The 21,312-nt window shown below is 73.0% G+C and carries 20 protein-coding genes; 19 read left to right on the forward strand and 1 reads right to left on the reverse strand.

Annotated features, from left to right (window positions below; all coding sequences use genetic code 11):
• Position 1: 1 nt before the first annotated feature.
• From QQA02_RS09230 to rfbA, 18 genes are all read left to right on the forward strand, one after another.
• The gene (locus QQA02_RS09230; RefSeq protein ID WP_284775290.1) at positions 2 to 421 is read left to right on the forward strand and encodes a hypothetical protein; all 420 of its coding nucleotides are present in this window, start codon (positions 2 to 4) and stop codon (positions 419 to 421) included.
• A 387-nt stretch (positions 422 to 808) separates the two neighbouring features.
• A complete protein-coding gene (locus QQA02_RS09235; RefSeq protein WP_284775292.1) occupies positions 809 to 2,560 on the forward strand; it encodes a bifunctional uroporphyrinogen-III C-methyltransferase/uroporphyrinogen-III synthase in 1,752 nt (583 codons plus the stop codon).
• A 147-nt stretch (positions 2,561 to 2,707) separates the two neighbouring features.
• Positions 2,708 to 3,706 (forward strand): porphobilinogen synthase, encoded by a 999-nt coding sequence (gene hemB / locus QQA02_RS09240; RefSeq protein WP_284775321.1) that lies wholly within the window; start codon positions 2,708 to 2,710, stop codon positions 3,704 to 3,706.
• A 90-nt stretch (positions 3,707 to 3,796) separates the two neighbouring features.
• Positions 3,797 to 4,531 (forward strand): hypothetical protein, encoded by a 735-nt coding sequence (locus QQA02_RS09245; RefSeq protein ID WP_284775293.1) that lies wholly within the window; start codon positions 3,797 to 3,799, stop codon positions 4,529 to 4,531.
• A gap of 13 nt (positions 4,532 to 4,544) precedes the next feature.
• Positions 4,545 to 5,048 (forward strand): hypothetical protein, encoded by a 504-nt coding sequence (locus tag QQA02_RS09250; protein ID WP_284864187.1) that lies wholly within the window; start codon positions 4,545 to 4,547, stop codon positions 5,046 to 5,048.
• Positions 5,049 to 5,265: 217 nt separating this feature from the next.
• Positions 5,266 to 8,001: a heavy metal translocating P-type ATPase gene (locus QQA02_RS09255; RefSeq protein WP_284864188.1), complete on the forward strand. Its 2,736-nt coding sequence runs from the start codon at positions 5,266 to 5,268 to the stop codon at positions 7,999 to 8,001.
• Between the two features lie 48 nt (positions 8,002 to 8,049).
• A complete protein-coding gene (gene hemE, locus QQA02_RS09260) occupies positions 8,050 to 9,126 on the forward strand; it encodes a uroporphyrinogen decarboxylase (protein ID WP_284775298.1) in 1,077 nt (358 codons plus the stop codon).
• A 47-nt stretch (positions 9,127 to 9,173) separates the two neighbouring features.
• Entirely contained in the window at positions 9,174 to 10,745 is a 1,572-nt protein-coding gene (gene hemG / locus QQA02_RS09265; protein ID WP_284775322.1) for a protoporphyrinogen oxidase, read from the forward strand.
• A 68-nt stretch (positions 10,746 to 10,813) separates the two neighbouring features.
• Entirely contained in the window at positions 10,814 to 12,142 is a 1,329-nt protein-coding gene (gene hemL / locus QQA02_RS09270) for a glutamate-1-semialdehyde 2,1-aminomutase (RefSeq protein WP_423777785.1), read from the forward strand.
• Between the two features lie 9 nt (positions 12,143 to 12,151).
• Complete coding sequence (locus QQA02_RS09275) at positions 12,152 to 12,760, forward strand: histidine phosphatase family protein (RefSeq protein WP_284775302.1); 609 nt, start codon at positions 12,152 to 12,154, stop codon at positions 12,758 to 12,760.
• Positions 12,761 to 12,915: 155 nt separating this feature from the next.
• Positions 12,916 to 13,455 carry a TlpA disulfide reductase family protein gene (locus tag QQA02_RS09280; RefSeq protein WP_284775323.1) on the forward strand — a complete coding sequence of 180 codons (540 nt, stop codon included), beginning with the start codon at positions 12,916 to 12,918 and terminating at the stop codon, positions 13,453 to 13,455.
• Complete coding sequence (locus QQA02_RS09285) at positions 13,452 to 14,261, forward strand: cytochrome c biogenesis CcdA family protein (protein ID WP_284775304.1); 810 nt, start codon at positions 13,452 to 13,454, stop codon at positions 14,259 to 14,261. Before QQA02_RS09280 ends, QQA02_RS09285 begins: the two co-directional genes overlap by 4 nt.
• Before the next feature lie 149 nt (positions 14,262 to 14,410).
• Entirely contained in the window at positions 14,411 to 16,075 is a 1,665-nt protein-coding gene (gene resB / locus QQA02_RS09290) for a cytochrome c biogenesis protein ResB (protein ID WP_284864189.1), read from the forward strand.
• Positions 16,076 to 16,271: 196 nt separating this feature from the next.
• A complete protein-coding gene (gene ccsB / locus QQA02_RS09295) occupies positions 16,272 to 17,273 on the forward strand; it encodes a c-type cytochrome biogenesis protein CcsB (protein ID WP_284864192.1) in 1,002 nt (333 codons plus the stop codon).
• Positions 17,274 to 17,523: 250 nt separating this feature from the next.
• On the forward strand, positions 17,524 to 17,835 hold the full coding sequence (locus QQA02_RS09300; RefSeq protein WP_284775307.1) for a helix-turn-helix domain-containing protein: 312 nt from the start codon (positions 17,524 to 17,526) through the stop codon (positions 17,833 to 17,835).
• Between the two features lie 150 nt (positions 17,836 to 17,985).
• Entirely contained in the window at positions 17,986 to 18,987 is a 1,002-nt protein-coding gene (gene rfbB, locus QQA02_RS09305; protein ID WP_284864190.1) for a dTDP-glucose 4,6-dehydratase, read from the forward strand.
• A gap of 105 nt (positions 18,988 to 19,092) precedes the next feature.
• Entirely contained in the window at positions 19,093 to 19,719 is a 627-nt protein-coding gene (gene rfbC / locus QQA02_RS09310; protein WP_284864191.1) for a dTDP-4-dehydrorhamnose 3,5-epimerase, read from the forward strand.
• Positions 19,716 to 20,588 carry a glucose-1-phosphate thymidylyltransferase RfbA gene (gene rfbA, locus QQA02_RS09315; protein WP_284775313.1) on the forward strand — a complete coding sequence of 291 codons (873 nt, stop codon included), beginning with the start codon at positions 19,716 to 19,718 and terminating at the stop codon, positions 20,586 to 20,588. The genes rfbC and rfbA overlap by 4 nt, the downstream gene beginning before the upstream one ends.
• A 29-nt stretch (positions 20,589 to 20,617) precedes the next feature.
• On the opposite strand, the gene QQA02_RS09320 is transcribed toward rfbA, so the two are convergent.
• The gene (locus tag QQA02_RS09320; protein ID WP_284775315.1) at positions 20,618 to 20,986 is read right to left on the reverse strand and encodes a hypothetical protein; all 369 of its coding nucleotides are present in this window, start codon (positions 20,984 to 20,986) and stop codon (positions 20,618 to 20,620) included.
• 138 nt (positions 20,987 to 21,124) lie between these two features.
• Between QQA02_RS09320 and QQA02_RS09325 the strand changes: the two genes are divergently transcribed.
• A partial coding sequence (locus tag QQA02_RS09325; RefSeq protein WP_284864193.1) for a DUF4229 domain-containing protein occupies positions 21,125 to 21,312 on the forward strand: 188 nt, incomplete at its 3' end.

A 21,312-nucleotide genomic window follows, 5' to 3' on the forward strand; every position in this document is an offset into this window, starting at 1 on the left:
CGTGGCCCGCCTGGAGATCTCCGACCGGAGACTGACCGTCGAGCTGGAGTGGTGGGAGAAACTCGCCGCGCACCGCTCGGACCTGAGCGTGCCGCTGCGCGCCGTGTCCGGCGTGGAGGTGCTCGAGGACGTCTTCGCCGACCCGGCCGTCGCCCGCGGCGAGCGCGTGCCCGCCACCCGCATCCGCGGGGTGACCGTCACGGGCACCTTCGATGCTCCCGACGCCCCCGGGGCCGGCCCCGTCTTCGCCGTCTGTCACGGCACCACCGGCCGCCCGCGGCCCGGCGTCGCCGTCGACCTCGAGGGCGTGACCGTGGGGCGCATCGTCGTCTCCACCCCGGACGCCGAGGAGTACGCGCGGCGCCTGCGCGAGCTCGCCGGCCTCGCCGACCCGGACGCTGACGCAGACGGCGGCGACTAGGCCGTCCGGCGGGGCCTCCAGGGGCGGCCTGCGCCCACGCGCATACGGCGCCGGCACCGCCGACGGCGACCACGGGGACGTCGGAAAGCGGCCCAGATAATAAGGAAAAGCCGGGGCCGCCCGCGGGCGACGGTTTTTCATTTGCCGCCCGCTAAATTATGGTGTGTATACCACATAGTGATGGAGTGGCGGCCCACGGGGTCGCCTCTTACGGCCCGTCGAACCGGCGGGCCGTACTACTGCCCATCACGGGGACGCCCGACACACGCACCCCGGAGACGCGGTCCGTGGGGTGGAGGGCACCCGTCGCGCCGCCCGCCGGCCGCGACGGACGCGGCGTCCCGCACCCGGTGCCCGGTCCCCGTCCGCGAGCGAGAAAAGAAGTACATGAGCATGGCCCAGCAGGAGTCCCCCCAGCCCCAGGGCACGGTCGTCTTCGTCGGCGCCGGCCCAGGCAACTCCGACCTGCTGACCGTCCGCGCCCGCGAGGTGCTCGCCCACACGGCCACCGCGCTGGTGGAACCCGAGGTCCTCGACGGCGTGCGCGCGGTCGTCGCGAGCGCGCTGCCCGTCCCGCAGGAGAAGATCGACGCCGCCGAGGAGGCCTACAAGCGCCTCGTCGAGGAGACCAAGGCCGGCGGTGCCCGCCGCCGCCCGCCCCGCCCGGCGCCGCCGACGGCCGCCGAGGTGGAGGAGCTCGCCTGCGACGACCCCCGGGACGTCGCCAAGCGGCTCGTCGAGCTGACCGCCGGGGGCGAGAACGTCGTGCGCCTCGTCACCGGCAACCCGCTCTCGCGCGAGGGCGTGCTCGCCGAGATCAACGCCGTGGCCGCCGCCGACGCCGACTTCCAGGTCGTGCCCGGCATGTCGCTGCCCTCGACGGTGCCGGCCTACGCGGGCATCGCGCTCGGCTCCACCTTCACCGAGACCGACGTCACCGACGGCGACGTCGACTGGGACCAGCTGGCCTCCGCGCCGCAGCCGCTCGTGCTGCAGGCCACCCGCGAGGACCTGCCCACCATCGCCGCCGAGCTGCTCGACCGCGGCCTGCCCGCCGCGATGCCCGCCTCCGTGACGGTCAACGGCACCACCCGGCTGCAGCGCACCGTCGACGCCACCCTGGGGACGCTGGGCCGCCTCGACACCGAGCTCGACGGCCAGCTCGTGGCGACCCTGGGCACCGCCGTCGACTCGCGCTCGAAGTACTCCTGGTGGGAGAACCGCCCGCTCTACGGCTGGCGGGTGCTCGTGCCGCGCGCGAAGTCGCAGGCCGCGCCGATGAGCGCGCGCCTGGCCTCGCACGGCGCGATCCCGCAGGAGGTGCCGACGATCTCCCTGGAGCCGCCGCGCAACCCCAACCAGATGGAGCGCGCCATCAAGGGCATCGTCGAGGGCCGCTACCAGTGGGTGATCTTCACCTCCGTCAACGCGGTCAACGCCGTGTGGCGCAAGATCTCCGAGTTCGGGCTCGACGCGCGCGCCTTCGCCGGCATCCACCTCGGCGCCGTCGGCCGCAAGACCGCCGAGGCGCTGCGCGTGCAGGGCCTGGCCCCCGAGGTCGTGCCCCCGGCGACCAAGCAGAACGCGCTCGGCCTCATCGACGTCTTCCCGGAGTACGTCGAGGACCTCGACCCGGTCGGCCGCGTGCTGCTGCCGCGCGCCGACATCGCCGCCGACACCCTCGTCGAAGGCCTCGAGGGCCTCGGCTGGGAGATCGACGACGTCGTGGCCTACCGCACCGTCCGTGCCGCGCCGCCGAGCGCGGACATCCGCGACATGATCAAGTCCGGCGGCTTCGACGCGGTGTGCTTCACCTCCCCGTCGACGGTGAAGAACCTCGTCGGCATCGCCGGCAAGCCCCACCAGCGCACCGTCATCGCGGCGATCGGCCCGTCCACGGCGCAGGCCGTGCGCGAGCAGGGGCTGCGCGTCGACGTCGTGCCGGAGGTCTCCGACATCCCGCACCTGGTCGACTCGCTGGCCGACCACGTCGCCGCGCTGCGCGCCGCCCGCAAGCTGCCGCCGCCGCGCAAGAAGCGCCGCAGCCGCAAGCGCACCTCCAAGGGCGCGGCGCACGAGGCGTCGGAAAGCACGGCGAAGGACGCCGGGAAGAACGCCGGCAAGGACGCCTCGAAGTAGCACGCCCGGGGCCGCGGCGGAAACGCCCCGCCCGGCCGCGCCGCGGGGGAGTACCTAAGATGGTCGGGTAAGCAAGACCGCAACCCGAGAAAGAAGGCGCCTTTCACCGTGTCCACCCCCACCCCGCAGCCGGACAAGACCTTCCCGCTGACCGTGCCTGTCCGCCGCCCGCGCCGCCTGCGCACCACCCCGGCGATGCGCGGCATGGTCGCGGAGACCCGCCTCGACCCGCGCGACTTCATCCTGCCGATGTTCGTCGCCGACGGCATCGACGCCGCCCGCGAGATCCCCTCGATGCCGGGCCAGTACCAGCACACGATCGACTCGCTCAAGGCCGCCGTGCACGAGGCCCTGGACGCCGGCGTGCGTTGCGTGGACCTCTTCGGCGTGCCGCGTGACGGGGACAAGGACGCCACCGGCTCGGTCGCCTGGCGCGAGGACGGCATCCTCAACCGCGGCGTGGCCGCCCTGCGCGAGGAGTTCGGCGACGAGGTCATCGTCATGGCCGACACCTGCCTCGACGAGTTCACCGACCACGGCCACTGCGGCTCGCTCAGCGAGGACCGCCACGGAAACTCCTATGTCGACAACGACGCGACCCTGCCGCTCTACCAGGCCATGGCCGTCGCCCAGGCCGAGGCCGGCGCCCACATCGTCAGCCCCTCGGGCATGATGGACGGCCAGATCCGCGTGATCCGCGAGGCGCTGGATTCCGAGGGCTTCGAGGACGTGGCGATCATGGCCTACTCCGCCAAGTACGCCTCCGCGTTCTTCGGCCCCTTCCGCGACGCCGTGGGCAGCTCGCTAAAGGGCGACCGCCGCACCTACCAGCAGGACCCGGCCAACGCGCGCGAGTCGATGCTGGAGACCCAGCTGGACATCGAGGAGGGCGCCGACATCGTCATGGTCAAGCCGGCCCTGCCGTACCTCGACATCCTGCACGAGCTCGCCACCTCGAGCCCGGTGCCGGTCGCGGCCTACCAGGTCTCCGGCGAGTACGCGATGATCCACGCGGCCGCCGCCAACGGCTGGATCGACCTGGACCGCGTGATGATGGAGTCGCTGACCTCCATCAAGCGCGCCGGCGCCGACCAGATCCTGACCTACTTCGCCGTCGACGCCGCCCGCGCGCTCGCCCGCGACTGACGCCGCGGAGTTGAATTGACGACGCCGCGCTGCGCGGCGTCCTGCGTAACGTGGGGCCGTGGTGCGCCGCGGACGAAGGAGGAGCACCTGATGACCACCGGAGACGACCGCCGGGGAGCGCCGGGCACCCCGGGGACGGGGTCCGGCGCCCCGCAGGCGCCGGCCGACGCGCCTGCCGCCGTGGACAACGGCTCCGGCGCGCCCGGTGCCCCGGGCACGGCCGGCTCGACCGGTGTAGCCGGCACGTCGGGCAAGGGCAGCAAGTCCCGCAAGGAGGACGCCAAGCGGCCGCCGGAGGCGGTGCGCATCCTCGTCGCGCTGTGGCGCGGCATCGTCGGCCTGGAGATCCTGCACCAGCTGCTCAGCGTGGCCGGCGTGCTCGCGGACCCGGGCGCGCTGCGCACCATGGCCCGCGAGACCCTCGAGCAGACCGAGGGCGCGGACGTCTCCCCGCAGATGCTGGACGTGGCCGTATACGCCTCCGCGGGCTTCTCGGCGCTGGTCGGCATCGCCATCCAGCTGATCCTGCTGTGGGCCACGGTGATGATCGCCCGGCGCCACCGCTGGTCCGACGGCTCGCGCCGGCTGCTGATGTTCTTCAGCATCTACCTGGTCATCCGGGCCGTCGCCCTCTTCGGCGTCGGCGCGGCAGGGGCCGGTTCCATCCCCGTCGCGCTGCTCGCCGTCGACGGCTCGGTGCAGGTGCTCGCCGGGGTGGCCGCGGCCCTGGCGCTGGTGTACATCTTCAACTCGGAGACGGTGCGCTGGACGGCCGAGGCCGCCGCCGAGCAGGACCGCACCTGGACCGACCCGGGCAACCGCTGAGAGAGGATCCGCCGTGACGATGTTCCCGACCCCCGCCAGCGGGGGAAACCGGCCCGACCCGAACCGCGACTACCACTACGACCCGGAGTCCGGGCGGCCGCGCTCGCTCGACGTGGCCTACTGGCTGCTCGCCGCCGGGGCCGTGCTGTGCGCCGTGGCCGGCCTGATGCTGCTGACCACCGACGTGCCGCAGGAGATCGTCGAGTGGAACGCTGAGCACGCCGAGAACGTGCGCTCCAACATGCGCTTCGTCGCCTGGTTCAATCTCGTCGGCGCGCTGCTGGTCGGCCTGTGCGCCCCGCAGGTGCGCGCCGGCTCGCGCGTCTGGCGGCGCTGGGTGGCTGTGTTCCTGGTGCTGCTCGTGGTGGGCAACATGATCGCGCTGGTGGCCAAGGTCGTCGGCCCGGCGGTGCTGCTGAGCCTGGTCGTCTTCGCCGCCGCCGCGGTGGCGATGTTCCGCCCCGACGCCAACGGCTTCATCCGTTACCACAGCGGCGTCGACACCCCGGGCGCCTAGCGCCCCGGGCCGGGGGCCGACAGCGGTGACGCCCGGTCGGCCCCGCCAGCGCCCGCACCCGCCCGCCGGATCTCCGGTCGGGCGGGCGTTTCGTGTCCGGGCGGTCTACAGTGGAACGGATCAACCGGCCGGGAAACGCCCGGTAACCGGACGCACACCGGCCGACGCCGGGAGACACCCGGGACACCCGAGACACACGCAAGGAGGCGGAGACGGGGTGAGCGCAGAGGAGCAGGCGGCCCGCGCGGAGCAGACGCCGCCGTCCGGCGAGGGCCTCGACCAGGTCATCCAGCGCGCCCGGCACGCCGCCGCCCGCGCCGGCGTCGAGGTCGAGGACGACGTGGTCACCCTCGTCTCCTGGGCCTTCGACCTGAAGGGCCTGGGCGAGGAGACCGTCGACGCCAGCGACGTCGAGCACCTCGTCGCCGCCCTGGAGGCCGTCCCCGGCGTCCATGCGCGCATCATCTACCCGGACGCCAGGGCGTGGGTCAGCGCGCCGTCGGAAATTCCGGGGGAGCGCCTCACGGCGATCTTCGCGCAGTTCGGGCTCACCGCCACCCCGACGCCGGCCACGCGCCGACGCGTGGAGCAGCTCGAGCAGACCCGGCACGCCCGGGTGCGCCGCAACCGGCGGCCCGTGCGCCGCTCCGTCGGCGAGGAGCGCGCCCTGCAGCGCGCCCGCCGCGAGGGCTGGCTGCGCGCCGCCGCCCGCGAGGACGCCGAGGCCGAGCGCCGCACCAACGGCGCGCCCGCCTCGGCGACCGTCGCGCACGCCGCGCGCCGCGGCAACCTCGGCGCGAGCCGCGACGTCCTCTACACCGCCCGCGGGCTGATCACGACCCCGCGCCTGGTCACCGCCGTGATTTTGACCGTGCCGGTGCTGCTGCTCAGCCTCGTGACCGGCTGGCAGTTCGACTACTGGCAGTGGGTCACCCTCGCGCTGTCGCTGCCCGTGGTCACCTGGTGCGCCTGGCCGTTCCACCGCGCCCTGGCCGGCGGCGTGCGCCGCGGCGCGACCGCCCTCGACGGGGCGAGCTCGATCGCCGTGGCCGCCGCCTTCGTCTGGTCGCTCGGCGCGCTGCTGTTCACCGACGCCGGGCGGCCCGGCTGGCTCTCGGAGTCGGGCTTCTTCACCCCGCCGATGTTCGGCGGCTCCGGGCCGGACATCTTCCTCGACGTCGCCTGCGGCATGACCACGCTGCTGCTGGTCGGCCGGCGCTGGTCGATCCAGTCGCGCTCCAGCCTCGTCGAGGAGCTCGCCGCCGCCCGCCCCGACCTGCACTCCGAGGTCACCATCGCGCAGCGCCGCCGCCACCCCAACGACCCGGAGGGCGAGCGCCTGCCGCTCGGCGAGGTCAACGTCGGCGACGACATCGTGCTCACGCCGGGCCAGCTCGTGCCCGTCGACGGCATGGTCGTCGGCGGCTCCGGCGTCATCGTCGCCTCGGTGCTCTCCGCCGCCCGCGGCCCGGACCACGGCCATGGCGAGGGCCACACCCACATGCGCGGCCACGGCCTGGGCCACCACCGCCACACCAAGCCGACCTACCAGGTCAGCGTCGGCGGGCACGTCGGCGCCGGCGACCGCGTGGGGTCCGGCACCCTGAAGGTGCGCGTGCGCCGCACCGGCCACGCCACCCGCATCGCCGCCGTCGAGCGGTGGGTCGCCCAGGTCAACCGCCGGCAGAACGACGCGGTCATGCTCTCGACGCGCTCGGCGTCCTGGCTGATCGTCGTCTCCTGCTTCCTGGCCGTCGTCTCCTTCCTCGGCTGGTGGTGGTTCACCGGCAACCCGACCGGGGCCTTCGCCACCGGCCTGGCCGTGCTCGCCTGCGTGGCCCCGCCGGCCCTGGCGCTCTCCTCGGCGCTGGCGCTGCGCCTGGGCACCGAGGCCGGCGCCCGGCACGGCCTGCTGCTGCGCGACGGCGGCGTGATGCGCCGCCTCGAGGGCACCGACACGCTGATCTTCAACCGCGTGGGCACCCTGACCGCCTCCGACATGGTCGTCGAGTCCGTCAAGGCGCTGCCCGGCAACGACCGTGACTTGCTGCTGCGCGTGGCCGCCAGCCTCGTCGCGGACTCGCCGCACCCGGCCGCCCGCGCCATCGTGCGCGCCGCGCGCTCCATCCCGCACGCCCCGGGCGACACCGTCGTGCCCCGCCGCGTGCCCGTCACCAGCGCCAAGGTCACCGCCGGCGGCGACTTCGTGGCCACCTGCACGCTGCCGGTCGACGGCCCCGAGGGCAAGCGCCGCGAGCGCCACGTCAACGCCCGTTTGTGGCGCCCGTGCACCGTCGGTGACCTCGACGAGCCGCTGGCCACCCTGGCCTCCGTGCAGGGCACCCCGATCATCGTCGCGATCGGCGGCGTGGACCGCGGCGTGATCACCCTGCACGACCCGGTCAAGGAGGACGCGGCCGAGGCCGTCGACGGCATCGAGGCCCTCGGCGTGGAGACCATGATGATCTCGCGCGACATCTACCCGGTCGCCCGCCGCTTCGCCGACAGCGTCGGCATCTCCCGGGTGCTCGCCGGCATCGCCCCCGGCCGCAAGGCCCGCACCGTGCGCACCGTGCACACCCAGGGCAACACCGTGACCATGGTCGGCGACGAGTCGGTCTCCGCCGCGCTGCGCGTCGCCGACGTCGGCGTGCTCGTCTCCGGCACCGTCCCGCTCGAGCCCGACCGCGACAGCGACGAGATCGACCGCGGCGTCGACGTGGTGGTGCTGCGCAAGGACGTCCGCGCCATCGAGGAGCTGCTCGCCCTGGCCCGCCGCGTGTGCCGCATCATCGACCGCAACATCCTTTTCGCCTGGGGCTACAACGCCGTCGCGGTCGTCGGCGCCCTGACCGGCGTGCTCCACCCGCTCGGCGCGACCGTCGCGATGCTCGCCGCCTCCCTGGTCATCGAGGGGATGTCCAACCTCGCCGCGCGCCCCGTGGCCGTGTAGCGCACGCCGGTTGGTCGGGCGCCGACGGGTTCGGGCACAATCGGGGGCATGATCACCCCTTCCCCGGCACGTCGCCGGCTCACCCGCGCCCCGTTCCTCGACGCCGTCGCCGGGCGGACCCCGACGCGCACGCCGGTGTGGTTCATGCGCCAGGCAGGCCGTTCGCTGCCGGAGTACCGCGAGATCCGCGCCGGGGTGGGCATGCTCGAGTCCTGCTTCCGGCCCGACCTGCTCACCGAGATCACGCTGCAGCCGGTGCGCCGCCACGACGTCGACGCCGCGATCCTCTTCTCCGACATCGTCGTCCCGCTCAAGGCCGCCGGCGTGGGCGTGGACATCGTGCCCGGCCGCGGGCCCGTCATGGACCACCCCGTGCGCAGCCGCGCCGACGTCGACGCGCTGCCCGTCCTCGAGGAGCCCGTCGCCGCAGTCGGCGAGGGTATTTCCGGGATCCTCGACGGCCTGCGCGACGACCAGGTGCTCATCGGCTTCGCCGGTGCGCCCTTCACGCTGGCCAGCTACCTCGTCGAGGGCGGGCCGAGCAAGAACCACCGGCACACCAAGGCCCTGATGCACACCGAGCCGGAGACCTGGCACGCGCTCATGGAGCGCCTCGTGTCCACGGTCACCGCGTTCCTGTCCGGGCAGATCGCCGCCGGCGTCGACGCCGTGCAGCTCTTCGACTCCTGGGCCGGCTACCTCTCCGAGTACGACTACCGCGAGCACGTCCTGCCGTACTCGCGGCGCATCTTCGAGGCCGTCGCCGGCGCAGAGATCCCGCGCATCCACTTCGGCGTGACCACCGGCGAGCTGCTCGCCGACATGGCGCAGGCCGGACCCGAGGTCGTCGGCGTGGACTGGCGCGTGCCGCTGGACCGCGCCGCCGAGCGCATCTTCCGCGCGGCCGGGCCGAAGGTGCTGCAGGGTAACCTGGACCCCGCGCTGCTGTTCGCCGGTCCCGACGTCGTGCGCGCCGAGGTGGAGCGCATCCGCGCCGCCGCGCGCCGGGCGGTCGAAGAGGGCTACGCCACCGGCCACATCTTCAACCTGGGCCACGGCGTGCTGCCCGAGACCCCCGCCGAGGCCGTCACCGAGGCCGTCCGCATCGTCCACGAGACGGACTAGCGCCCGCGAGACACGCGGGTAGTCGAGTAGTGAAGGAGCACACCCCGTTGCGTTACGCCATCATCGGGGCCGGCATCGCCGGCCTGACCGCCGCCTGGGAGATCCACCGCCGCGACCCGGAGGCCGAGGTCGAGGTCTTCGAGGCCACCGACCGCATCGGCGGCAAGCTGTGCTCGGTGCCCTTCGAGGCCGGCCCCGTCGACCTCGGCGCCGAGGCCTTCCTGGTGCGCCGGCCCGCGGCCCGCGAGCTCATCGACGAGCTCGGCCTGGGCGACGACGTGGTGGGCACCTCCGGGCTGCACTCGACCGTCTTCACCGGTGGGGTGATGAAGCCGCTGCCGGCGGGCACCGTCATGGGCATCCCGGCGACCAGTGAGCCGGTGGCCCACCTGGTCTCCGCGGAGACCGCCGCGCGCATCGACGCCGAGGGCGACGCCGAGCCGGTCGACTGGCCGGTCGGCGGCGACCTCAATGTCGGCGAGCTGGTGCGGGCGCGTTACGGCGGCGAGGTCGTCGAGCGGGCCGTCTCCGCGCTGCTCGGCGGGGTCTACTCCTGCACCGCCGACGACCTCGGCGTGCGCGCGACCGTGCCGCAGCTCGCGGAGGCCTTCGACGCGATGGTCGAGGCCAGCGAGAAGCCCACGCTCTCCGGGGCCGTCAAGCGCGTGCTCGACTCCCGGGCCGCGCAGGCCGCCGCCAAGCGCGGGGAGAAGGGCGCACGCGGCTCCGTGGCCGCGACCGCCGAGCCGACCACCAGCGCCGCGCACCCGGCCGGGACGCAGGCCACCGGCGCCGTCGCCGGCGACGGCGCCCAGCCCGCCGACGGTGCGGGTAGCGCCGAGGGCGACCAGGACGGCGTCGGCAAGCGGAAGAAGCGCCCCGTCATCTTCGGCACCCTGCGCGGCGGCTTCCGCGAGCTCTACGAGGCGCTCGCCGAGGCCTCCGGGGCCAGGATCTACCTCGACGCCTTCGTCAGCGGGCTCGCCCGCGACGGCGAGGGCTACCGCCTGACCGGCGCCGGCGAGGGCACCTACGACGCCGTGCTCGTGGCCACCCCGGCGCCGACCACCGCGCGCCTGCTCGCGGCCGTCTCCCCGGCGACCGCCGAGGCTCTCAGGCCGGTCAAGCTCGCCGGCTCCGTCGTCGTGGGGCTGCGCCTCGAGTCCGGCGAGGGCTTCCCGGAGAACTCCGGGGTCCTCGTCGCCGGCGACGAGCCGGGCGTGCACGCCAAGGCCTTCACCTTCTCGTCGAAGAAGTGGCCGCACCTGGCCGAGCGCGGCGGGCTGATCCTGCGCGCCAGCTTCGGCCGCTTCGGCGACGACGCGCTGATCCGCGAGGACGAGGACACCCTCGTCGACTACGCCCTCGACGACCTGAAGACGATCACCGGCTTCGACGCCCGCGAGGCCGGCGTCGCCGAGATCTACGTGCAGCGCTGGCTCGGCGGGATCCCGCGGTACGACGAGCACCACCTCGAGCACGTCGCCGCCGCCCGTGCGGCCGTCGCCGAGGTGCCCGGCGTCGAGGTCACCGGCTCCTGGGCCGGCGGCGTGGGCGTGCCGGCCGTCATCGCCGACGCGCGGGCCGCCGCGGCCCGGCTGCTCGGCCAGGGGGACTGACCCGCCGGGCGCGCGCCGGGCGGTGGGGACCTCCCGGCGGCGCCCCGGGCACCCCTACAATGGTCCCCATGACTACCCCCGGTTCCCAGCCCACCTCCGAAAACACCGCCCGGTCCGCCGAGATGTTCACCGAGGCCCGCCGGCTCACCCCCGGCGGGGTGAACTCCCCGGTGCGCGCCTTCGGCTCCGTCGGCGGCCAGACCCGTTTCATCGAGTCGGCCAAGGGCTCGCACCTGACCGACGTCGACGGCAACGACTACGTCGACCTGGTCTGCTCCTGGGGCCCGATGCTGATGGGCAACGCGCACCCGGCCGTCGTCGAGGCCGTGCGTGAGGCCGCGCTCAAGGGCCTGTCCTTCGGCACGCCCTCCTACGGCGAGGTCGAGCTGGCCCGCCTGATCGTCGACCGCACCTCCGTCGAGGAGGTCCGCCTGGTCAACTCCGGCACCGAGGCGACGATGTCCGCCGTGCGCCTGGCCCGCGGCTACACCGGCCGGCCGAAGGTGCTCAAGTTCGAGGGCTGCTACCACGGCCACGTCGACGCGCTGCTGGCCTCGGCCGGCTCGGGTGTGGCGACCTTCGCGCTGCCGGACTCGCCGGGGGTGACCGGCGCGGCCGCCGCCGACACCATCGTCGTGCCCTACAACGACCTGGAGGCCGTGCGCGGCGCCTTCGCCGAGCACCCGGGCGAGATCGCCTGCATCATCGCCGAGGCCGCCGCCGGCAACATGGGCACCGTCGCCCCGGACGAGGGCTTCAACGCCGCGCTCAAGGAGATCGCGCACGCCGACGGCGCGCTGCTCATCCTCGACGAGGTCATGACCGGCTTCCGCACCTCCTACAACGGCTGGTACGGCGTCGACGGTGTCGCCGGCGACCTGACCACCTTCGGCAAGGTCGTCTCCGGCGGCCTGCCCGCGGCGGCCTTCGGCGGGCGCGCCGAGATCATGAAGCACCTCGCCCCGGAGGGCCCCGTCTACCAGGCGGGCACCCTGTCCGGTAACCCGGTGGCCACGGCCGCGGGTGTGGCCTCGCTGACCAGCGCCACCCCGGAGGTCTACGACACGGTGTGCACCAACGCCGACCGCCTGGCCGGTCTGATCGACACCGCGCTCGAGGCCGAGGGCGTGCCGCACCACATCCAGCGCGCCGCCACGATGCTCTCGGTGCGCTTCGCCGAGGGCGCCGGCCGCAACTTCTCCGACATGAAGGCCGCGGACACGTTCCGCTACCCGGCGTTCTTCCACGCGCTGCTCGACGCGGGCGTCTACGCCCCGCCGAGCGTCTTCGAGACCTGGTTTGTCTCGTCGGCGCTCACCGACGATGATTTTGAGCGCATCGAGGCCGCGCTCGCCCCGGCCGCCCGCGCCGCCGCCGTGGCCGACCCGAACTCCTAGGAGACAGCCATGTCCACGACGATCGTCCACCTCGTGCGCCACGGGGAGGTGCACAACCCGGAGCGCGTGCTCTACGGTCGCCTGCCGGGCTTCCGCCTCTCCGCGCGCGGGGAGTCCCAGGCCGCGCGCACGGCCCAGGCCTTCGAGGGCCACGACGTGACGCACCTGGCCTGCTCGCCGCTGCAGCGCACCCGCCAGACCGCGTTGCCGATGGCGTGCGTGACCGGCCTGGAGCCGCAGGTCGACGAGTCCCTCATCGAGGCCGGCAACCGCTTCGAGGGGCTGCGCACCAAGGGCTGGCGCACCCAGCTGATCAACCCGGTGCGCTGGCCGCTGATGGTCGACCCCTCCGAGCCGAGCTGGGGCGAGCCCTACCGCGACATCCAGTCGCGCATGCTCGACGCCGTCGAGCGCGCCCGCCTGGCCGCCGAGGGCCACGAGGCCGTGCTGGTCACCCACCAGCTGCCGATCGTGACCGTGCAGCGCTGGGTCGCCGGCCTCGACGTCGCGCACATGCCGTGGGACCGCCGCTGCGAGCTGGCGAGCGTGACCTCTCTGGTCTTCCGCGGCGCCGCCGTCGCCGAGTGCGTCTACACCGAGCCCGCGCAGGAGATCTGACTGTGGCGGACCCCATCAATTTCCGACGTCCCGCCCTGCGCCGCCGCGGTTCCCGTGCCGTGGGTGCGGGGAGCACCGGCGTGCGCCGCGGTGCGCGCGTGGCCGGGCTGTTCGGCGCCGTCGTGGTGGCGGCGGGTGCGCTGTCGGCGTGCTCGATGGAGGACGCCGGCGGCGACGACGCCGTGGCCATCGGCGGCACCTTCGACTTCTACTCGCCGAGCGGCAGCACCGAGGTCTTCTACGACGAGTCCGAGCGCGCCCCCCTGCAGGGCTTCTCGGGTGAGTCTCTGATGGACGAGGGCGAGACGATCTCGCTGTCGGACTTCGACGGCCAGGTCGTCGTGCTCAACGCCTGGGGCCAGTGGTGCGCGCCGTGCCGCGCGGAGGTCGACGACCTCGAGCGCCTGCAGGAGTCCTTCAGAGCGGAGGACAAGCCGGCCACGGTGCTCGGCATCAACGTGCGCGACCACAACGCGGAGATCGCGCGGGACTTCGTCAAGGACAACGGGGTGACCTACCCCTCGATCTACGACCCGCCGTTCCGCACCGCGGCCGCCCTGGGCGGCGTGCCGACCTCCGTGGTGCCGACGACGATCGTGCTGGACAAGCAGCACCGTCCGGCCGCCGTCTTCCTGCGCGGGATCACCGACACCGAGATTTCCGAGGTCGTCGACGGCCTCCTGGAGGAGCAGTGACGGAAGCTGACGTTCTGGCGGCGGGCGGCACCTTCGCCGAGACGGTCGCCGGCGGCCCGCTGGTGCTGGCGCTGGTGGCCGCGGCGCTGGCCGGCCTGGTCTCCTTCGCGACCCCGTGCGTGGTCCCGCTGGTGCCCGGCTACCTCTCCTACCTGGCCGGCACGGTCGGCGGGGAGATGGACTACTCCGGCGAGCACGGCCCGACCGTGGGCCGGCGCCGCCAGTGGGCCGTGGTCATCGCCGCGTTGCTGTTCATCCTGGGCTTCACGGTGGTCTTCGTGCTCGGCACGGCCACCGTCTTCGGCGCGATCGGCATGCTCACCCTCAACGCCGAGACGCTCATGCGCGTCGGCGGGGTGGTCACCATCGTGATGGGCCTGGTCTTCCTGGGCTTCATCCCGGGGCTGCAGCGCGACACGCGCATGAGCCCGAAGCGGGTGACCACCTGGGTCGGCGCGCCGCTGCTCGGCGGCGTCTTCGCCCTGGGCTGGACGCCGTGCCTGGGTCCGACGCTCGCGGCGATCATCTCGGTGGCCGCCGGCACCGAGGGCACCACGGCCGCGCGCGGGGTGGTGCTCATCGTGGCCTACTGCCTGGGCCTCGGCCTGCCGTTCCTGCTGCTCGCGCTGGGCTCGACCTGGGCGCTGCGGGGCGTGGGCTGGCTGCGCAGGCACTCCCGTACCATCCAGGTCATCGGCGGGGTCCTGATGATCCTCGTGGGCCTCGCGCTGGTGACCGGGGTGTGGGCCGAGTTCGTCGGCTGGGTCCGCCAGTGGACGGTCGGCTACGGCACGACCGTGATCTAGGGCCTCCCGGGGCCGGCGCCGTCGCAGGCGTGACCTGCGCGCGACCGGTGCACGGCCGGTGCCATGGCCCCCCAGCGGCAGCCACCACCCGGGCAGCACGACCCCGGAACAATCCGATACACGACCAGACGACAGAGGAGAAGGAACAGATGAAGCAGGTGACGCGCTGGCTGCGTCGCGCATGGAACTGGCTGACCAGCATGCGCACGGCGCTGATCCTCCTTTTCCTCGTCGCCGTCGCGGCGATCCCGGGCGCGCTGCTGCCGCAGCGCAGCCTCAACGAGGAGAAGGTCAACGACTACATCGCCAACAACGGCCGCCTCGCCGAGATCTACGACAAGCTCCAGCTCTTCGACGTCTTCTCCTCGTCCTGGTTCACGGCGATCTACGTCCTGCTGACGATCTCGCTGGTCGGCTGCATCATCCCGCGCAGCTGGGAGCACTACAAGGCGATGCGCGCCAAGCCGGTGCGCGCCCCGAAGCGCCTGACGCGCATGCCGCACCACCACACCGGCCACCTCGACGCGACCCCCGACGAGGTGCTCGACCAGGTGCGCGGCCGGCTCAAGGGCTGGCGTGTGTCGGTCTTCTCCGCCGAGGAGGACCGCGCCGGGGTCCGCTCGCTGTCCGCGGAGCGCGGCTACGCCCGCGAGTTCTTCAACCTCGTCTTCCACCTGGGCCTGGTGGCCATCCTGGTCACCATCGCCGCCGGCCGGATGGTCTACTACGAGGGCCAGGTCATCGTCGTCACGGAGTCGGGCTCGACCGGGGCGGTCGCCCTGGACCAGTCCACGGAGTTCTGCAACACCTCGGACTCCAACTTCGACTCCTTCCGCTCCGGGCCGCTCTACCGCGGCAAGCTCAGCCCGTTCTGCTTCATCGCCCACGACTTCACCGCGGACTACCTGCCCAACGGCCAGGCCGAGATGTTCACCTCGAACATCTCCTACGCCGAGGGCGAGGACATCACCACCAACCCGGCGACCTGGCGCGACTACGAGCTCAAGGTCAACCACCCGCTGCGCCTCGGCGGCGACCGCGTCTACCTGCAGGGCCACGGCTTCGCGCCGACCTTCACGGTCAAGTGGCCCAACGGCGAGACCCGCACCCAGACCATCCAGTTCCGCCCGGACGACCCGACGAACTTCCTGTCCTCGGGCGCGATGCGCTTCGACCCGCCGGCCGGCATGTACCCGGACCTCTACGAGCGTCGCCAGAACCAGCTGGCCATCGAGGGGCTGTTCGCCCCGACGGCCGAGTGGACCGGCGAGAACGGCGCGCTGCTCAGCTCCTCCTTCCCGGAGCTGCGCGACCCGGCCGTGGCCATCGACGTCTACCGCGGCGACAACGGCCTGGACACCGGTGTGGGCCAGTCGATCTTCAGCCTCGACGCCTCGCTGGTCCACTCCGGCCAGCTGCAGCGCATCGAGCGCGTCAACCTCAACCAGGGCGAGTCGGTCACCCTCGACGACGGCACCGAGCTCACCTTCGACGGCGCCAGCGAGTACGCGAACTACCAGATCGCCCGCGACCCCTTCCAGGGCTGGGTGCTCGTCTCGGCGGTGATCATGCTGGGCTCGCTGGTCGCCTCCCTGGCGATCAAGCGCCGCCGCGTGTGGGTGCGTGTGCGCCCGGCCGCCGCCGGCGGCACCGACCTGGAGATGGCCGGCCTGGCGCGCACCGACCGCGCCGGCTGGGGCGAGGAGTTCGAGGAGCTCTACCGCGACATCTTCGACCTGCCCGACCCCGACGAGGTCGAGGGCGGCGCCAGCGAGCCCGACGAGGACGAGCTCATCGAGGGCCCGCTGGCGTAGCACGCGCAACGCAACCGCCCACGCCGCTCTGCGCGACGTCGGCAATCGCGCGCGGTCCACCCCCGCCCGGGGTGGCCCGTCCAACGGGCCGACCTCGGGTTTTAGGTGCCTCTCTGGTAATCTCCCCCTCATACGTGGCCCACCGGGCCGGCGGAAGAAGGAGAGAGCTTCAGTGGATAGCATCGTCGATCCGACCATGGCGACCCTGTCGGACCGGGCGTTCCAGGCGACGTTCCTCGTCTACCTCATCGCCCTGGTCCTGTCGCTGTTCTACTACGTGCGCGCCCAGGCGATCATCGCCCGCACCCGCCGCCGCACCGAGGAGCGCGAGCTGGTCACCGTCGGCGCCGGTTCAGACGCCCCGATTTCCGACGTCGCGCCCGGCACCGAGGGTGCCGAAGGCGCCGTTCCGGGTGACGACGCGCTGGCCAGGCAGCGCGCGAGCGCGCGCAAGTGGGGCGGGGCCACCCAGTCGGTGATCTGGCTGGGCATCATCCTGCACGTCGTCGCCGTGGTCACCCGCGGCTTCGCCGTCGGGCGCTTCCCGCTGGGCAACCTCTACGAGTACATGCTGATGATCACCGCGGCGACCATGGTCGTGGCCACGGTGGTGGTGCAGGCGCGCGGCAGCCGTGTCGTGTGGCCGTGGCTGCTGACCCCGATGCTGGTGCTGATGTTCTTCGCGGGCACCAAGCTCTACGCCGAGGCCGCCCCGGTGGTGCCGGCGCTGCAGTCCTACTGGCTGCCGATCCACGTGACCTCGGTGTCGGTGGGCGCGTCGGTCGGCCTGGTCTCGGGCGTGTTCTCGATCCTGTTCCTGCTGCGCGTCTGGCAGCCCGTGGGCGAGGAGCACGGCTTCCTCGCCCCGGTGGTCCGCCCGCTGCCGAGCGCCGAGAAGCTCGACCGCATCGCCTACCGCCTGGCCGTGTACACGCTGCCGATCCTGGGCATCGGCATCATCCTCGGCGCGATCTGGGCCGAGGCGGCCTGGGGCCGGTTCTGGGGCTGGGACCCGAAGGAGACGTTCTCCTTCATCACCTGGATCCTCTACGCCGCCTACCTGCACGCCCGTGCGACGGTCGGCTGGAAGGTCGGCGCGGCCTGGATCAACATCGTGGCGATGGGCACGATGATCTTCAACCTGTTCTTCATCAACATGGTCGTCTCCGGCCTGCACTCCTACGCCGGTCTGAACTGACCGCGGCCCGCGCGGCGCGGTGCGCCCGGCCCGCGCCGCCTGCCGACATCACACCCCGCCTCCGGATCCATCTCCGGACGGCGGGGTTGCGTCGTATGGAGGGGAAGGCGCGGCTCGGGACCGGCGGGGGAGGGGCTGGATTTTCCGCCTGCGGACCGGGTAAGTTCTAAGGCTAGGCTTACTGGAGTGGTAGGCGTCATGATCGGCCCGGGCACCCCCGGGTCCGCACAGGACACAGGAGGAATCAGCGATGAGCGCACCCAGGCGCAAGACCGGCAAACCCGCGGGCGACATCCCCGAGCTGGTCCAACTGGGCTCCGAACTCGCCGAGCGCCGCCGCGAGCTGGGCCGGCTCCAGCAGGACGTCGCCGCCACCGCCGGGGTCTCCCGCTCGACCCTGCACGCCATCGAGCACGGCGCGACGGGGGTGCGCTGGGAGAAGGTCCAGGCGGTCGCGCGCGTGCTCGGCCTCGAGCTCTGCTTCGCCGAGGCCGGAGCCGGAGTGGCCGCCGACGCCGCCGAAGCCGCGGCCGCACCCTCGGAAGCCACTGCCCGTAACTGACCTCCCGGTGCCGGCCACCGAACGCCAGGAGAACAAACTCCGTCCGGGGCGTCCCGCCGAGTGCTCGCGGCGCATCTCTGAACGAGGCGAGTGCGCCCGGCGTCGGGCCGCCCGCGGGATCCGGCTCCCCGAGACGCTACCGTTGAGCCCATGCGCATCCTCGTCACCGGCGGCGCCGGCTTCATCGGCTCGAACTTCGTGCGTCGCACTCTCGCCACGCGTCCCGACACGCGGGTCACGGTGCTCGACAAGCTGACCTACGCCGCCAACCCGGCCAGCCTCGCCGACCTGGACGCCGGCCGGTGCCGCCTCGTCGAGGGCGACGTGTGCGACGCCGCGCTCGTCGACGATCTCGTCGCCGACGCGGACCTCGTCGTCCACTTCGCCGCCGAGAGCCACAACGACCGCTCCCTGCGCGACCCCGCCGCCTTCGTGCGCACCAACGTCGAGGGCACCGTCGCGGTGCTGGCCGCCTGCGCGCGCCACGACGTGCGCCTGCACCACATCTCCACCGACGAGGTCTTCGGCGACCTCGCCCTCGACGACCCGGCCCGCTTCACCCCGCAGACGCCCTACCGGCCCTCGAGCCCCTACTCGGCGTCGAAGGCCTCGGCCGACCACTTCGTGCGCGCCTGGGTGCGCAGCTTCGGGCTGCGCGCGACGATCTCGAACTGCTCGAACAACTACGGCCCGCGCCAGCACCCCGAGAAGTTCATCCCGCGCCAGATCCTGCGCCTGCTTTCCGGCCGCCCGCCGCGCGTCTACGGCACCGGCGAGAACGTGCGCGACTGGATCCACGTCGACGACCACAACGACGCCGTCTGGGCGATCGTCGAGCGCGGCGAGCCCGGCCAGACCTACCTCATCGGCGCCGACGGCGAGGCGAGCAACCTCGACGTCGTGCGCGCCCTCAACCGCGCCTTCGGCCGCGCCGCCGACGACTTCGAGCACGTCACCGACCGCCCCGGCCACGACCGCCGCTACGCCATCGACGCCGCGAGCACCCGCGCGCTGGGCTGGACCCCGCGCCACACGGACCTCGCCGCGGGCCTGGCCGCGACCGTCGACTGGTACCGCGCCAACGAGCCGTGGTGGCGCGCCGCCTTCGACGCCGCCGAGGACTTCTACGCCGCCACCGAGCGCCGGCTCTAGTGCGCCGGCGTCGCTTGCCGACGCCGTGCCCCGCCCACGGCGCGGGTTCCCGCCCGCGGTGCGGGGCGGGACGTCGGCAATTGAGCCGCGGCTACACTGGGCGCCATGTTCACACCAGTCGACGGCTTTGACGGCGTCCTGCACATGGTGCCTGAGGTGCACCCCGACGACCGCGGCACCTTCCACGAGTGGTTCAAGGCCTCCGCCTTCGAGGAGGCGCTCGGCTTCCCGCTCGACCTGCAGCAGGCCAACATGTCCGTCTCGAAGGCGGGCGTGCTGCGCGGGCTGCACTACTCGGAGGTGCCGCCCGGACAGGCCAAGCTGGTCACGTGCCCGGCCGGCGCCGTCTTCGACGTGCTCGTCGACGTGCGCCGCGCCTCGGAGACCTTCGGGGCGTGGAAGGCCTTCGAGCTGACCGCCGCCAACCGGCACGCGGTGTTCATCCCCTCCGGCTACGCGCACGGCTTCCTCGCCCTGGAGGACTCCGTGGTCGTCTACCTGACCACCTCCGAGTACCAGCCCGGCGTCGAGTACGGCTTCGACGCGCTCGACGGCGACGTCGACGTGGCGTGGCCGACGATGGACTACATCCGCTCCGAGAAGGACCAGGCCGCACCGTCGCTGGTCGAGCTCGAGGAGCGCGGGCTGCTCCCCGAAGTCGAGGTCTGTCGCGGGCGCCTCGACGAGCTGCGCGCGGGCTGGGCGGAGGCGGCCGAGGAGGCCGGCCTGTGAAGGGCATCATCCTCGCCGGCGGCACCGGCTCGCGGCTGTGGCCGATCACCTACGCGGTGAGCAAGCAGCTCGTGCCCGTCTACGACAAGCCGATGATCTACTACCCGCTGAGCACGCTGATGCTCGCGGGGATCACGGACATCCTGGTCATCACGACGCCGGCGGACCTGCCGCAGTTCGAGCGGCTGCTCGGCGACGGCTCGCAGTTCGGGGTGCGCATCTCGTTCGCGGTGCAGGACCGCCCGCGCGGGCTCGCGGACGCCTTCGTCGTGGGCGCGGACCACATCGGCGACGACTCGGTGGCGCTGGTGCTCGGCGACAACATCTTCTACGGCGCCGGGCTGGGCACGCGGCTGCGGCGCTTCACGGACCCCGACGGCGGGGCGATCTTCGCCTACTGGGTCTCCAACCCGCAGGCCTACGGGGTGGTGGACTTCGACGCGGAGGGCCGCGCGCTCTCGCTCGAGGAGAAGCCCGAGCGTCCGGCGAGCCACTTCGCGGTGCCGGGGCTGTACTTCTACGACAACGAGGTCGTCTCCATCGCGCGGGGCCTTTCGCCGAGCGCGCGCGGCGAGCTCGAGATCACCGACATCAACAACGAGTACCTGCGCCGCGGTCGGCTGCACGTCGAGGTGCTGCCGCGCGGCACGGCGTGGCTGGACACCGGCACGGTGGACCTGCTGATGGCCGCCGGCGACTTCGTGCGCACCATCGAGCAGCGCCAGGGCCTCAAGATCGGCGCGCCCGAGGAGGTCGCCTGGCGCATGGGCTACATTTCCGACGCCGCGCTGCGCGCCCGTGCGGACGCGTTGCGCAAGTCGGGTTACGGCGAGTACCTGCTGGAGATCCTCGAGCGCGAGCGGGGCTGAGGCGGCGGCGCCCCGCGTGGGCGGGGTGGTTACCTCTCGGGGTGGTCCTCGCCGGCTTCGCCTTTGTCTTCGGCGTTCGTGCCCGGGTCCGCCTCGTCATCCGCGGACGGCGACTCTTTGCCGGGCTCGGGCGCGGGCGCGGCGTCGTAACGCTCGTGGGCGCGGCGCATGCGCTCGTTCTCCTGGCGCTCGGCCTCCTCGCGGGCGCGGCGTTCCTTGAACCGGTTCTTCTCCAGGGTCCAGAGGAACTCCTCGTCGTCGTCGGGGCCCTTGATCTCGGGGCGCTCGGCGGGCCGGTTGAGTCCGGCGCCGGCGCGGTTTCCGGAGCCGGGGCCGAATGCCTTCCACAGCAGCACCACGGCCAGGATGATCAGGGCCAACAGAATCAGGCGTCCCAACGGGGTCCTCCCTTCGCGTCCGACAACCACAATACGGATCAGGCCCGCGGGTTTAGTAGCCTGGGGTGCGTGACAGATCAGGATCCGACCCCGACCGAACCGACCGACGACGCGCGCGCGGCGGAGAGCGACGAGCAGCTGCGCTCCCGGGCGCGCCGGGCGCTGGCCCGTTACGGTCTGGCGCGCCTCGGCCTGTTCCTGGCGCTGACGGTGGTCATCCAGCTCGCGGCGTGGCTGATCGGGGCGCCGGTGCCGCTGGTGATGTCGGCGCTGCTGGCGCTGCTGGTGGCGTTCCCGCTGTCGATGCTGATCTTCCCGCGCATGCG

This window comes from Corynebacterium sp. MSK006, from assembly GCF_030232385.1.
Taxonomy (GTDB): Bacteria; Actinomycetota; Actinomycetes; order Mycobacteriales; family Mycobacteriaceae; genus Corynebacterium; species Corynebacterium frankenforstense_A.

What these genes read in the sequence shown, in the direction of transcription:
- QQA02_RS09280 (WP_284775323.1), top strand. Translation starts at nt 12,916, where the DNA reads ATGGAGGACGCCGGCGGCGACGACGCCGTGGCCATCGGCGGCACCTTC.
- hemL (WP_423777785.1), top strand. Translation starts at nt 10,814, where the DNA reads ATGACTACCCCCGGTTCCCAGCCCACCTCCGAAAACACCGCCCGGTCC.
- resB (WP_284864189.1), top strand. Translation starts at nt 14,411, where the DNA reads ATGAAGCAGGTGACGCGCTGGCTGCGTCGCGCATGGAACTGGCTGACC.
- QQA02_RS09245 (WP_284775293.1), top strand. Translation starts at nt 3,797, where the DNA reads ATGACCACCGGAGACGACCGCCGGGGAGCGCCGGGCACCCCGGGGACG.
- QQA02_RS09235 (WP_284775292.1), top strand. Translation starts at nt 809, where the DNA reads ATGAGCATGGCCCAGCAGGAGTCCCCCCAGCCCCAGGGCACGGTCGTC.
- rfbC (WP_284864191.1), top strand. Translation starts at nt 19,093, where the DNA reads ATGTTCACACCAGTCGACGGCTTTGACGGCGTCCTGCACATGGTGCCT.
- QQA02_RS09275 (WP_284775302.1), top strand. Translation starts at nt 12,152, where the DNA reads ATGTCCACGACGATCGTCCACCTCGTGCGCCACGGGGAGGTGCACAAC.
- QQA02_RS09300 (WP_284775307.1), top strand. Translation starts at nt 17,524, where the DNA reads ATGAGCGCACCCAGGCGCAAGACCGGCAAACCCGCGGGCGACATCCCC.
- ccsB (WP_284864192.1), top strand. Translation starts at nt 16,272, where the DNA reads ATGGCGACCCTGTCGGACCGGGCGTTCCAGGCGACGTTCCTCGTCTAC.
- hemE (WP_284775298.1), top strand. Translation starts at nt 8,050, where the DNA reads ATGATCACCCCTTCCCCGGCACGTCGCCGGCTCACCCGCGCCCCGTTC.
- rfbB (WP_284864190.1), top strand. Translation starts at nt 17,986, where the DNA reads ATGCGCATCCTCGTCACCGGCGGCGCCGGCTTCATCGGCTCGAACTTC.